This is a genomic window from Streptomyces nidicola, assembly GCF_050106155.1.
Taxonomy (GTDB): domain Bacteria; phylum Actinomycetota; class Actinomycetes; order Streptomycetales; family Streptomycetaceae; genus Streptomyces.
The window spans coordinates 3,755,146-3,768,275 of sequence record NZ_JBNBPI010000001.1 but is presented as its reverse complement, the minus strand read 5'-3'; the positions used below and the strand labels follow the sequence as shown (position 1 = coordinate 3,768,275).

Below are 13,130 nucleotides of genomic sequence, written 5' to 3'. Positions count from 1 at the left end.
CATCGTGCATACTCTTCCTATGTCCAAGGTCCTCACATCCCTCCCGGCCGGCGAGCGCGTCGGCATCGCCTTCTCGGGCGGCCTCGACACGTCGGTCGCCGTCGCGTGGATGCGTGACAAGGGCGCCGTCCCGTGCACGTACACCGCCGACATCGGCCAGTACGACGAGCCCGACATCGACGGCGTGCCCGACCGCGCCAAGCAGTACGGCGCCGAGATCGCGCGCGCCATCGACTGCAAGGCCGCGCTGGTGGAGGAAGGCCTGGCCGCGCTGACCTGCGGCGCGTTCCACATCCGCTCCGGCGGCCGCGCGTACTTCAACACGACGCCGCTCGGCCGTGCGGTCACCGGCACGCTCCTGGTGCGGGCGATGCTGGAGGACAACGTCCAGATCTGGGGCGACGGCTCGACGTACAAGGGCAACGACATCGAGCGGTTCTACCGCTACGGTCTGCTCGCCAACCCGAACCTGCGGATCTACAAGCCGTGGCTCGACGCGGACTTCGTGACCGAGCTCGGTGGCCGGCAGGAGATGTCGGAGTGGCTGGTCGAGCACGGCCTGCCCTACCGGGACTCGGCGGAGAAGGCGTACTCCACGGACGCCAACATCTGGGGTGCCACGCACGAGGCCAAGACCCTCGAGCACCTGAACGTCTCGCTTGAGACGGTCGAGCCGATCATGGGCGTCAAGTTCTGGGACCCGTCGGTGGAGATCCCCACCGAGGACGTCACGATCGGCTTCGACAAGGGCCGCCCGGTCACGATCAACGGCAAGGAGTTCGCCTCCGCCGTCGACCTGGTGATGGAGGCCAACGCGATCGGCGGCCGCCACGGCCTGGGCATGTCCGACCAGATCGAGAACCGGATCATCGAGGCCAAGAGCCGCGGCATCTATGAGGCGCCGGGCATGGCCCTCCTGTTCGCCGCGTACGAGCGCCTGGTCAACGCGATCCACAACGAGGACACGGTCGCCCAGTACCACGCGGAGGGCCGGCGTCTCGGCCGCCTGATGTACGAGGGCCGCTGGCTGGACCCGCAGGCCCTGATGATCCGGGAGTCGCTGCAGCGCTGGGTCGGCGCCGCGATCACCGGCGAGGTCACGCTGCGCCTCCGCCGCGGCGAGGACTACTCGATCCTCGACACGACGGGCCCCGCCTTCTCGTACCACCCGGACAAGCTCTCCATGGAGCGCACCGAGGACTCGGCGTTCGGACCGGTGGACCGGATCGGCCAGCTGACCATGCGCAACCTCGACATCGCCGACTCCCGCGGCAAGCTCGAGCAGTACGCGACGCTCGGCCTCCTCGGCGAGGGCAGCCCGGTCGCCGGCGCGGCCCAGGCCGCGGTCACGGGCCTGATCGGCACGATGCCCCAAGGCGGCGCCCAGGCCATCGCCTCCCGCGGCGAAACCTCCGCGGAGGACGAGGCCCTGGACCGCGCAGCAATGGAATCCGGCACGGACTGACTCCGTCGGAACCCGGCCACAGATTGGGGCGCCCCGCGTACGGGGGCGCCCCATCCTGCTTGCCCGACGACCACGCGAGAGCGACCTGCTCAACCTCCACGGGGTGTGCGCAAATCAAGCCCTCGCGGCGGGTGGGCAAATTAAGCCCCTGCGGCGATTGAGCAGCGGGGTCCGAGGCGGAGCCCCGAGTCGTGTGCGAGCGGCACCGGGGGCCGCCTTGCCCACCTTGCCGCCCAAGGCGGCAGATTGCCCAAGGCGGCGCGGCGCCTAAAGCCCCGTGGCCGCAACGACAGTCGCCGCCGCAACCTACGGCGCGCCCTCCAGCATCCGCACCAGGTCCACCGCCACACCGAGCCGCCGCTTCTCGTCCGCGTCCAAGGTCGGATTCCCGGTGCGCCGGACGCGCGCCTCGGCGAGGAACGGTTCGGCGAGACGCGGATGCGGAGCCGCGAGCAACGCCCCGAGCACCTCCCGCGCGACCCGCGCCTCCACCCGCCCCGGATCCACCGCGACCTCCGCCAGGATCAACGCGGACATGGCCCAGTCGAGCGCGGGCGCCCCCTCCTCGGCGTTCGCCCAGTCGATCACCATGGGCCCGTGCGGCGCCCGGATCACGTTGTCCGGGTGCAGGTCGAGGTGCAGCACCCGCCCACCCGGGCGCGTCGGAACGGCATGCAACTGCCGCAGCAATTCCGCCAGTTCCCGCCCCGCGTCCCCGGCTTCCAGCTCACCCCGCATCATGGCGTCCAACTGCGTGGGCCCGGTGAGCCGCTCAAGGACCAGCTCACCGGGTGCGGGCCCCGCGTCTGCCCGCACCTGGGGCACGGGAAAACCGTGCGCGCGCACATACGCCATGACGTCACCCTCGCCGCGCGCGTCGAGCCCGTCGCGGTAGCGGCGCAGCACCCACTGGTCGTCGAGGGCGTAGACGTCGGCAGTGCGACCGCGACCGATCAACTCCTGTCGCGCCGACGGATCTTGTTGCCCAGCCATACCACCGGATCGTACTTGCGGTCGGCCGCCCGTTCCTTCAAAGGGATCAGGGCGTTGTCCGTGATGTGGATGCCCTCGGGGCAGACCTCCGTGCAGCACTTGGTGATGTTGCAGTAGCCGAGGCCGTGTTCGTCCTGGGCCGTGCGTTTGCGGTCGAGGCCTTCGTCCGAGGCCGCGTCCAAGGGGTGCATGTCGAGTTCCGCGACGCGCATCAGGAAGCGGGGGCCCGCGAAGGCCGTCTTGTTGTCCTCGTGGTCACGGACGACATGGCAGGTGTCCTGGCACAGGAAGCACTCGATGCACTTGCGGAACTCCTGCGAGCGGTCGACGTCCTCCTGCATCATCCGGTACTCGCCGGGCCCGACCCCGGCGGGCGGGACGAAGGCCGGGACCTCGCGGGCCTTCCTGTAATTGAAGCCGACGTCGGTGACGAGGTCGCGGACGATCGGGAAGGCCCGCAGGGGCGTCACCGTGATCACCTCGTCGCGGGTGAAGACGGACATGCGCGTCATGCACAGAAGGCGCGGGCGCCCGTTGATCTCCGCCGAGCACGAACCGCACTTGCCCGCCTTGCAGTTCCAGCGGACCGCCAGGTCGGGGGTCTGCGTCGCCTGGAGTCGGTGGATGATGTCGAGGACGACCTCGCCGTCGTTGACCTCGACCTTGAAGTCCTCCAGGCCGCCCCCGCCGACGTCGCCCCGCCACACCCGGAAGGCCGCCTCGTAGCTGCTCACTCGAAAAGCTCCTCTTCGGCCAGGTACTTCACCAGCTCCTCCTTCTCGAACAGGGCGAGCAGGTCGGGGCGGATGGGTTCGGTCGTCTCGCGGGTGAGCCTGATCTGGCCGCGCACCGGGTCCGTGGCCGCCAACCCGCCGGTCGGGTCCCGGAGTTCGCACAGCAGATTCGCGCGCCGCCACTCCCGGCTCATCGCCGGATGGTCCTCACGGGTGTGCCCGCCGCGCGATTCCGTGCGCTCCAGCGCGGCCCGCGCGACGCACTCGCTGACCAGCAGCATGTTCCGCAGGTCGAGCGCGAGGTGCCAGCCCGGGTTGAACTGCCGGTGCCCCTCGACCCCGGCCCGCCGCGCCCGCACCCGCAGATCACCGAGCTTGCGCAGCGCCTGCTCCATCTCGGCCTCCCGCCGGATGATGCCGACCAGGTCGTTCATCGCCTGCTGGAGTTCCTGGTGCAGGGTGTACGGGTTCTCGGGCGTGACGCCCTCCTCCTGGCCCTCCGCCGAGAAGGGGCGCAGCGCCTCCGCCGCCGCGATGTCGATCTGCTCGTCGGCGACCTCCGGACGGGCGGCCGTGCGGGAACTCGCGTACGTCGCCGCGTGCAGCCCCGCGCGCCGGCCGAACACCAGCAGGTCGGAGAGCGAGTTGCCGCCGAGCCGGTTGGAGCCGTGCATGCCGCCGGCCACCTCACCGGCCGCGTACAGGCCCGGCACGCCGCGCGCCGCCGCCGTGTCCGACTCGACCGCGATGCCACCCATCACGTAGTGACAGGTAGGCCCGACCTCCATCGCCTCCGCCGTGATGTCGACGTCCGCCAGCTCCTTGAACTGGTGGTACATGGACGGCAGTCGGCGGCGGATCGTATCGGCGGGCATGCGCGTCGATACGTCGAGGAAGACGCCGCCGTGCGGAGAGCCGCGGCCCGCCTTGACCTCCGCGTTGATGGCCCGCGCCACCTCGTCGCGCGGCAGCAGCTCGGGGGGCCGGCGGTTGCGGTCCGGGTCCTCGTACCAGCGGTCGCCCTCTTCCTCCGACTGCGCGTACTTCTCCTTGAAGACGTCGGGGATGTAGTCGAACATGAACCGCTTGCCCTCGGAGTTGCGCAGCACCCCGCCGTCGCCGCGCACCGACTCCGTGACCAGGATCCCCTTCACCGAGGGCGGCCAGACCATGCCCGTCGGGTGGAACTGGACGAACTCCATGTTCAGGAGAGGGGCTCCTGCGAGCAGGGCCAGCGCGTGCCCGTCGCCCGTGTACTCCCACGAGTTCGACGTCACCTTGAACGACTTGCCGATGCCACCGGTCGCCAGGACCACGCTCGGCGCCTCGATGACGAAGAAGCGCCCGCTCTCCCGCTCGTAGCAGAACGTTCCCGAGACCCGGCCCTCCTCGTCCTTCAGGACCCGGGTGACCGTGCACTCCTGGAAGACCTTCAGGCCGGACTCGTAGTCCCCGGTCTCCTTGAAGTCCTGCTGCTGGAGCTGGACGATCTTCTGCTGGAGCGTGCGGATCAGTTCGAGCCCCGTACGGTCGCCGACGTGCGCGAGCCGCGGGTACTCGTGCCCGCCGAAGTTGCGCTGCGAGATCCGCCCGTCGCCGGTCCGGTCGAACAGGGCGCCCCAGGTCTCCAACTCCCATACGCGGTCGGGCGCTTCCCGCGCGTGCAGCTCCGCCATCCGCCACTGGTTGAGGAATTTGCCGCCGCGCATCGTGTCGCGGAAGTGCACCTGCCAGCTGTCCCCGGAGTTCACATTGCCCATGGAGGCCGCGATGCCGCCCTCCGCCATCACCGTGTGGGCCTTGCCGAACAGGGACTTGCAGATCACCGCCGTACGGGCACCCCGCTCACGCGCCTCGATCGCGGCCCGAAGCCCCGCGCCACCGGCGCCCACCACGACAACATCCCACTGCTGCCGCTCAACCGAACTCATCAGAAGGCCCCAACCACTAGAAGAACCGCGGATCGTCGAAGACGCCGGACGCGACCAGATACACGTAGAAGTCGGCGAGCGCCACGCTCACCAACGAGGCCCAGGCGAGCAGCATGTGACGGGCATTCAGTTTCCCTACCCAGCCCCACAGCCGGTAGCGCACCGGGTGTTTCGAGAAGTGCTTGAGCCGCCCGCCGACGATGTGCCGGCACGAGTGGCAGGAGATCGTGTACGCCCAGATCAGCACGATGTTGGCGAGGAAGACCAGGCTCCCGAGCCCCATGTGGCCCCACTCGTAGTTCTCGTCGCGGAACGAGAGCACGGTGTCGTACGTGAGGATGCAGGCGACGAGGACGGCCGCGTAGAAGAAGTACCGGTGGATGTTCTGCAGGATCAGCGGGAACTTCGTCTCACCGCTGTACTTCTTGTGCGGCTCGGCCACCGCGCAGGCCGGCGGCGAGGCCCAGAAGCCGCGGTAGTAGGCCTTGCGGTAGTAGTAGCAGGTCAGCCGGAAGCCGAGCGGGAAGATCAGGATCAGCAGCGCGGGGGACAGGCCCCACCAGCTGCCGAAGATCTCCCAGTTGGGGCCCTGCCGCATCGGCTCGCAGTTGTCCGCGAGGCAGGGCGAGTAGAACGGCGAGACGTACGGGGCCGCGTAGTAGTCGGCGTTCGCGAAGGCCCGCCACGTCGAGTAGACGATGAAGGCGAACAGGCCGCCCGCGGTCGCGGCCGGCGCCAGCCACCAGCGGTCCGTACGCAGATGGGGCGCGGCGATCGCGGCACGCGTCCGGCCCCGGACGCCGGTGCCGCCTTTGATATGGGGGTCTTCGGTACTGGTGGGTTCCGTGCCGGTGGCCAACGAAGCCTCCGCTCGCAGGGACGGGGGACGGGAGATGGGGGTGGACGAGCGCGGGTCAGGGTGCGTGCCGGTCCCGCGCGCCGAGCCCTTCGTCGTCCGTGTCGATCCACAAGGACGCGTCGTAAGGGGCGTCGGAGATCGTCACGAGGTCGGGGCGGTGCGGCGCGGCCGGGCCCGCGGCCGACTCGCGCAGCAGGGCGACGCTCTCGCGCAGATGCGCGGTGTCGGCTCGCACCCGGCGCAGATCGGGGCCTCCCGCGACGCCTTCGAGCTGGGGCTGTAGCCGCCCCACGGCGCGCGCGAGCTCGTCGACGCAGCGCTGAACCGCCGTCAAGTCGTCGTGCAGGGACATGACTTGGCCTCACTTCCGCTGGTGCGGCGGAGTTGCTCATGCGCCTGAGAGTGTCGCGCGTCACATTGCCGTTTGTGAAGGGATCCGTGCGGATTGCCGGTGTACGCCGTGGTGCGCGCCCGCGAATTCACGCCGCCGGAACGTGTCCCGCCATGGGCTCCTTTGGGCCGCACGGGTGGCTTCCGGGCGGCCTGCGGGCGTGTCGGGCGGCGCCCCTCCCCGCATCCACTTCAGTTGGCCGATAGATGTGATCAGCTCCATATACCGCCAAACGAGACAAAACCGGCCAGCCCCGGAGGTACCCGTGATGCCCCACGTCCCAAGGCGCCCAGGAGCCGCCGCACGCTCGGCCGCGTTCCTCGTGAGCGGCGCGCTCGCCGTGACCGCGCTCGCCGGCTGCGGCTCCGACGACGAGTCGGGCCGCCCCGCCGCAGGCCCCGACGTCGCCTCGGCCGCCCGCACGCAGGTCAAGGACGGCGGCACGCTGCGGTGGGCGATCGACGACGTGCCGCAGACCCTCAACACCTTCCAGGCCGACGCGGACGCGGCCACGAACCGGGTCACCGGGGCCGTGCTGCCCTCGATGTTCCGGCTCGACGCGCAGGGACGCCCGCAGGCGAACCCGGACTACCTGGAGAAGGCCGAGGTCATCAAGACCGAGCCCAAGCAGGTCGTGCTGTACAAGCTGAACCAGCAGGCGGTGTGGAGCGACGGCCGGGAGATCGGCGCCGCGGACTTCGCCGCGCAGTGGCGCGCCCTGTCCGGCAGGAACAGCGCGTACTGGACCGCCCACAACGCCGGCTACAACCGCATCGAGAACGTCGAGCGCGGCAAGAACGACCTGGAGGTCCGGGTCACGTTCGCCAAGCCGTACGCGGACTGGCGCTCGCTGTTCTCGCCGCTGTACCCCAAGGACGTCATGGGGACGCCGGACGCCTTCAACGAGGGCGCGCGCGGCAAGCTCAAGGTGACCGCGGGCCCCTTCGCGCTCGACAAGGTCGACCGGGGCGACAAGCAGGTCACGCTGAAGCGCAACCCCCGCTGGTGGGGCCGCCCCGCCAAGCTCCAGAAGCTCGAACTCACCGCCGTGCCGCGCGACAAGCGGGCCGCCGCGCTCGCCGCGGGGAAGCTGGACCTCGCCGACGTCGACCCGGAGGCCGCCGAGCGCATCGCGTACGCCGCCCGCGACAAGGGCTCGTCGGGCCCGCTCGCGCACGGACCCGGCGCGGGCGTCACCTCCGGTGAGGCGCTGCGCTCCTGGGCGCGGGCGCACAACGAGGACTGGGAGGTCGCCGAGGCCGAGCTCGAGGCCCGGGCGGACTCCCGAAAGGCGGCCAAGAAGTACGAGAAGGAGCAGGCGGGGCTCGAAGGCTTCGTCGTCCGCAAGTCGCTCGAACCCGCCTACACGCAGCTCGCCCTGAACGGTTCGACCGGTCCGCTCGCCGACGAGCGCGTGCGCCAGGCCGTGGCCCGCGCCCTCGACCGCGACAAGCTCGCCCAGAGCGTGCTCAAGCCGCTCGGTCTTCCGGCCGCGACCGTCGGCAGCCACCTCGCCCTCTCCGGCCAGGCCGCCTACGCCGACAACAGCGACGCGCTCGGCAAGCAGGACGCCGACAAGGCGCAGGCGCTGCTCGCGGAGGCGGGCTGGGTGCGCGGCGGCCCGCTGGAGGAGAAGCAGCAGAAGCCGAAGACGGCGGGCAGCAAGGCGGAGGGCGCAGCGGCCGAGTCCGACGACGGCACGTACATCATGGGCGAGGACGACCAGAAGGCGGGCGACGACGCGAAGCCCGGCGACGCCGCGCCCCCGCTGCTCGGCCCGGGCCCGCTCGCCGCCGCGCAGCACTCCGCGCTGCTGCACCAGGCCGACGCCGCGAAGGTGCGCTCCGCAGAGCGGGAGGGGAAGCACGCGGGCGACGCCAAGCAGGGCGCGGCCCCCGGCGCGTACGCCCCGAAGGGGACCCCCGCCCCGCAGCAGGCCGTCGCGAAGGACGCCGGCGAGGCCGGTGGCAAGGAGGGCGCCAAGGCCGGCGCCGCGTCGGGGCAGATGGCCAAGGACGGCAAGCCGCTGACCCTGAACTTCGTGCTGCCCTCGGGACCCGACGCCGAGCAGCTGCAGTCCGTCGCCGACCGGATCTCGACGATGCTCCAGAAGATCGGCGTCCGTACGGACATCACGAAGGTCGACGACGAGACCTACTTCAAGGACCACATCGCGGCGGGCGATTACGACCTGGCGCTGTACTCGTGGCCCGGCTCCGCCTACCCGGCCACCGACGCCCGCCCGATCTACGCCAAGCCGGTCCCGGCCGCCGACGGCGAGCTCACGGTCGAGCAGAACTACACCCGGGTCGGCACCGACCACATCGACCAGCTCTTCGACCAGGCCGTCGGCGAGCTCGACCAGGACAAGGAGCGTTCGCTCGTCAAGCAGGCCGACGAGCGCATCTGGGCCGCCGCAGGATCGATTCCTCTCTACCAGCGGCCCGAACTGGTGGCGGCGAAGTCGAACCTGGTGAACGCGGGGGCGTTCGGCTTCCAGGAGCCCTCCTACGAGGACATCGGCTTCCTGAAGCCGGGTGGGAAGACCGGTGGCTCGCCTGCGGAGGACGCCGGCTGACCTGCGGTTATTCCGGACGGGTCGGCGCTTCGGCGCCGGCCCGCACGGCCCGGCTGAGCCGGTGGCCGCCGGGCCACGTACCATGGGGTGAGGCCGTGGCGTGTCCAGCCCGGCAGGGCGCGTGTACCAAAGAAGTACGCGCAGCCGACCTTCACTCCGGGAGTACGCCGCAATATGGCCACGCGCCACGACATCCGTAACGTCGCCATCGTCGCCCACGTCGACCACGGCAAGACGACCATCGTCGACGCCATGCTCAAGCAGGCCGGCTCCTTCGCCGCGCACGCTGCCGAGTCCCTCGACGACCGCATGATGGACTCGAACGACCTGGAGCGTGAGAAGGGCATCACGATCCTCGCCAAGAACACGGCGGTGAAGTATCACCCCAAGGATGGCGGCGAGGTCATCACGATCAACATCATCGACACCCCCGGCCACGCCGACTTCGGTGGTGAGGTCGAGCGCGGTCTGTCGATGGTGGACGCGGTGGTCCTGCTGGTGGACGCCTCCGAGGGCCCGCTTCCGCAGACCCGCTTCGTGCTGCGCAAGGCGCTCCAGCAGCGCCTGCCCGTCATTCTGTGCATCAACAAGACGGACCGCCCCGACTCGCGCATCGACGAGGTCGTCAACGAGGCCTACGACCTCTTCCTCGACCTGGACGCCGACGAGGACCAGATCGAGTTCCCGATCGTCTACGCGTGCGGCCGTGACGGCATCGCGTCGCTGACGAAGCCGGAGGACGGCACGGTCCCGGCCGACTCCACCAACCTGGAGCCGTTCTTCTCCACGATCCTGGAGCACGTCCCGGCCCCGACGTACGAGGAGGACGCGCCGCTCCAGGCCCACGTCACCAACCTCGACGCCGACAACTTCCTCGGCCGTATCGCGCTGCTCCGTGTCGAGCAGGGCGAGCTGCGCAAGGGCCAGACCGTGGCGTGGATCAAGCGCGACGGCACGATCCAGAACGTCCGCATCACCGAGCTCCTCATGACCGAGGCGCTCACCCGCAAGCCGGCCGAGAAGGCGGGCCCGGGTGACATCTGCGCGGTCGCCGGTATCCCCGACATCATGATCGGCGAGACCCTGGCCGACCCGGAGAACCCGGTCGCGCTGCCGCTGATCACGGTGGACCAGCCGGCGATCTCCATGACCATCGGTACGAACACCTCGCCGCTGGTCGGCCGTGGCGGTGGCGGCAAGGGCGCCGACGCCAAGACGAGCGTGAAGGACCGCAAGGTCACCGCCCGTCAGGTCAAGGACCGCCTGGACCGCGAGCTGATCGGTAACGTCTCGCTGCGCGTCCTCGACACCGAGCGTCCCGACACCTGGGAGGTGCAGGGCCGCGGTGAGCTGGCGCTGGCCATCCTCGTCGAGCAGATGCGCCGTGAGGGCTTCGAGCTGACGATCGGCAAGCCGCAGGTCGTCACCAAGGAGGTCGACGGCAAGACGCACGAGCCCGTCGAGCGCCTCACGGTGGACGTCCCCGAGGAGCACATGGGCGCCGTCACGCAGCTCATGGGCGTCCGCAAGGGCCGCATGGACAACATGTCGAACCACGGCTCCGGCTGGGTCCGCATGGAGTTCGTCGTCCCGTCCCGTGGCCTCATCGGCTTCCGTACGGAGTTCCTGACGAACACCCGCGGCACGGGCATCGCCCACTCGATCCACGAGGGCCACGAGCCGTGGTTCGGCACGCTGACGACCCGTAACAACGGCTCGCTCGTCGCCGACCGCGCCGGCTCGGTCACCCCCTTCGCGATGATCAACCTCCAGGAGCGCGGTGTGCTGTTCACCGAGCCCGGCACCGAGGTGTACGAGGGCATGATCGTCGGTGAGAACTCGCGCGCCGACGACATGGACGTGAACATCACCAAGGAGAAGAAGCTCACCAACATGCGTGCGGCTTCCGCCGACTCCACGGAGAACGTGGTCCCGGCCCGCAAGCTCTCCCTGGAGCAGTCCCTGGAGTTCTGCCGCGACGACGAGTGCGTCGAGGTGACCCCGGAGGCCGTGCGTATCCGCAAGGTCGTCCTGGACCAGAAGGAGCGCGGCCGCAGCGCCTCGCGCGCCAAGCACAACTGATCCACCGCTGCCCGAGGGCAGTTGGGCCCGGTACCCCCTTCGGGGGTGCCGGGCCTTTTTTGTGTTGCGCCGGACACCCAGCGTTACAGCAGGTGGGGCCGCCGATCGCAACTCCATTTCCATGCCCCGACGTTCGATAGTCGGAGTGACATGACCGTTAGGTATGTAACGCGTCCGTTTCGCGTCCATCTATCTCGGATCGATTTGTCCAGATTTTGGAAGATGTACACACCAGATGTGATCGAACCGAGACCCGAAGACTGTGGTCGACAGGTAGCCCATGGCTAATAGTTATCCGCGTAGAGCTCGGGTCAATGGGTCACGCGCAGTGGGAAGCGCCGACTCACGAGCACACTGGGGCACTTGAGACGTCTGGCCGTCAGGGGTGGCGGCAGCGGCCAAGGGGTGCCCGCTTCTGCAGTGAACAAGTGGACTCATGAGGAGGAACCCCATGCGTGGTGCCAAGAGCGCCAAGTGGGTTGCGGCGGCCGCGGTCATAGCCCTCGGTGCGACGGCCTGTGGTGGTGGCAGCGGCAGCGGCGACGACAACGCCAACCGGGAGATCGACCCGAACGGCATCGTCACCTACGCCAACGGTGAGCCGCAGAACCCGCTGCAGCCGGCGAACACGATGGAGGCCTACGGCTCCATCACGATCGAGGCGGTCTTCGCCGGCCTTGTCGACTACAACGACAAGGGCGAGGTCACCATGACCAACGCCAAGTCGGTCACGCCCGACAAGGACAACAAGGTCTGGACGGTCAAGCTCAAGCCGGGCTGGAAGTTCCACAACGGCGAGACGGTCACCGCCAAGTCCTTCGTGGACGCCTGGAACTGGGCCGCCAACGTCAAGAACAACCAGGTCAACTCCTCCTGGTTCTCGGACATCGAGGGCTACGCCGACGTCCACCCCGAGAAGGGCAAGGCCAAGAAGGACACCATGTCCGGCCTGAAGGTCGTGGACGACAACACGTTCACGATCACGCTGAACACGGGCATCCCGTACTTCCACTACAAGCTGGCCTACCCGGTCTTCTCCCCGCTGCCCAGCGGCTTCTTCAAGGACCCGAAGGGCTACGGCGAGAAGCCGGTCGGCAACGGCGCCTACAAGTTCAAGTCGTGGGACCACAAGAAGTCGATCCAGCTCACGCGGAACGACGACTACAAGGGCCCGGACAAGGCGAAGAACGGCGGCCTGAACCTCAAGGCGTACACGTCGGACACCGCCGCGTACAACGACCTGGTGTCGAACAACGTCGACTCCATGCCGATCGTCCCGAACTCCGAGCTCGCCAACTACAAGCAGGACCTCGGCGACCGCGCGATCGTTCAGGACTACTCGGCGATCAACACGATCAACCCCGCCTTCTACACGAAGCAGTGGAAGAACATCGACGTCAAGGTCCTCCAGGGCCTGTCGATGGCGATCGACCGCGACACCATCAACAAGACGGTCTTCTACAACACCCGTGAGTCGGCGACCGGTTGGGTCGCCAAGGGTGTGCTGGGCTACCAGAAGGACGCCTGCGGCGAGTACTGCAAGTACAACCCGAGCAAGGCGAAGGAGCTCATCAAGGAAGGCGGCGGCGTTCCGGGCAACAAGATCTCGATCCAGTACAACGCCGACCAGCCGCACAAGGACTGGGTCGTCGCGGTCTGCAACTCCATCAAGAAGGCGGTCGGTGTCGCGTGCGAAGGCGACGCCAAGACGGACTTCCAGGCCGACACGCAGATTCGTGACGCCAAGAAGGTCAAGTCCATCTACCGTTCGGGCTGGGTCCTCGACTACCCGTTCAACGGCAACTTCCTGCGTGACCTCTACGGCACCGGTGTCGCCGGCAACAAGGCCGACTTCTCGGACAAGAAGTTCGACGCCCTCGTGAAGAAGGCCGACGCCGCCGCGACCGTCGACGAGTCCGCGAAGCTGTACCAGGAGGCCGAGAAGTCGCTGCAGAACAGCTTCCCGGGTATCCCGCTCTGGTACAACCGCACGGTTTCCGGGCACTCCACGAACGTCAAGAACATGACGTTCGGTCAGGACGGCGACCCGAACTTCAACGACGTCGAGGTCTACAAGAAGTAACCCAGCGGGAGTAG

9 protein-coding genes are annotated in these 13,130 nt (G+C 68.8%); 4 read left to right on the top strand and 5 right to left on the bottom strand.

Annotated elements, in window-relative coordinates:
* Positions 1-19 precede the first annotated feature (19 nt).
* Positions 20-1,465: an argininosuccinate synthase gene (gene argG, locus ACOKM3_RS17015; RefSeq protein ID WP_426901365.1), complete on the top strand. Its 1,446-nt coding sequence runs from the start codon at positions 20-22 to the stop codon at positions 1,463-1,465.
* Between the two features lie 306 nt (positions 1,466-1,771).
* Here argG and ACOKM3_RS17010 read toward each other — a convergent pair whose 3' ends face one another.
* From ACOKM3_RS17010 to ACOKM3_RS16990, 5 genes are read right to left on the bottom strand one after another with little or no spacing between them, the layout of a single operon-like run.
* Positions 1,772-2,458 carry a phosphotransferase gene (locus tag ACOKM3_RS17010; RefSeq protein ID WP_426901363.1) on the bottom strand — a complete coding sequence of 229 codons (687 nt, stop codon included), beginning with the start codon at positions 2,456-2,458 and terminating at the stop codon, positions 1,772-1,774.
* A complete protein-coding gene (locus ACOKM3_RS17005; protein WP_426901361.1) occupies positions 2,419-3,192 on the bottom strand; it encodes a succinate dehydrogenase/fumarate reductase iron-sulfur subunit in 774 nt (257 codons plus the stop codon). Before ACOKM3_RS17005 ends, ACOKM3_RS17010 begins: the two co-directional genes overlap by 40 nt.
* Entirely contained in the window at positions 3,189-5,123 is a 1,935-nt protein-coding gene (locus ACOKM3_RS17000; RefSeq protein WP_426901359.1) for a fumarate reductase/succinate dehydrogenase flavoprotein subunit, read from the bottom strand. Before ACOKM3_RS17000 ends, ACOKM3_RS17005 begins: the two co-directional genes overlap by 4 nt.
* Before the next feature lie 16 nt (positions 5,124-5,139).
* Positions 5,140-5,982 (bottom strand): hypothetical protein, encoded by an 843-nt coding sequence (locus ACOKM3_RS16995; RefSeq protein ID WP_426901357.1) that lies wholly within the window; start codon positions 5,980-5,982, stop codon positions 5,140-5,142.
* Between the two features lie 55 nt (positions 5,983-6,037).
* Positions 6,038-6,334: a hypothetical protein gene (locus ACOKM3_RS16990; RefSeq protein ID WP_426901355.1), complete on the bottom strand. Its 297-nt coding sequence runs from the start codon at positions 6,332-6,334 to the stop codon at positions 6,038-6,040.
* 307 nt (positions 6,335-6,641) lie between these two features.
* On the opposite strand from ACOKM3_RS16990, the gene ACOKM3_RS16985 reads away from it, so the two are divergent.
* From ACOKM3_RS16985 to ACOKM3_RS16975, 3 genes are all read left to right on the top strand, one after another.
* Entirely contained in the window at positions 6,642-8,951 is a 2,310-nt protein-coding gene (locus tag ACOKM3_RS16985) for an ABC transporter family substrate-binding protein (RefSeq protein WP_426901353.1), read from the top strand.
* A 174-nt stretch (positions 8,952-9,125) separates the two neighbouring features.
* Complete coding sequence (gene typA, locus ACOKM3_RS16980) at positions 9,126-11,033, top strand: translational GTPase TypA (protein WP_426901351.1); 1,908 nt, start codon at positions 9,126-9,128, stop codon at positions 11,031-11,033.
* Between the two features lie 451 nt (positions 11,034-11,484).
* The gene (locus tag ACOKM3_RS16975; protein WP_426901349.1) at positions 11,485-13,116 is read left to right on the top strand and encodes a peptide ABC transporter substrate-binding protein; all 1,632 of its coding nucleotides are present in this window, start codon (positions 11,485-11,487) and stop codon (positions 13,114-13,116) included.
* Positions 13,117-13,130 lie beyond the last annotated feature (14 nt).

What these genes read in the sequence shown, in the direction of transcription:
- argG (WP_426901365.1), top strand. Translation starts at nt 20, where the DNA reads ATGTCCAAGGTCCTCACATCCCTCCCGGCCGGCGAGCGCGTCGGCATC.
- ACOKM3_RS17010 (WP_426901363.1), bottom strand. Translation starts at nt 2,458, where the DNA reads ATGGCTGGGCAACAAGATCCGTCGGCGCGACAGGAGTTGATCGGTCGC.
- ACOKM3_RS17000 (WP_426901359.1), bottom strand. Translation starts at nt 5,123, where the DNA reads ATGAGTTCGGTTGAGCGGCAGCAGTGGGATGTTGTCGTGGTGGGCGCC.
- ACOKM3_RS16990 (WP_426901355.1), bottom strand. Translation starts at nt 6,334, where the DNA reads ATGTCCCTGCACGACGACTTGACGGCGGTTCAGCGCTGCGTCGACGAG.
- ACOKM3_RS16985 (WP_426901353.1), top strand. Translation starts at nt 6,642, where the DNA reads ATGCCCCACGTCCCAAGGCGCCCAGGAGCCGCCGCACGCTCGGCCGCG.
- typA (WP_426901351.1), top strand. Translation starts at nt 9,126, where the DNA reads ATGGCCACGCGCCACGACATCCGTAACGTCGCCATCGTCGCCCACGTC.
- ACOKM3_RS16975 (WP_426901349.1), top strand. Translation starts at nt 11,485, where the DNA reads ATGCGTGGTGCCAAGAGCGCCAAGTGGGTTGCGGCGGCCGCGGTCATA.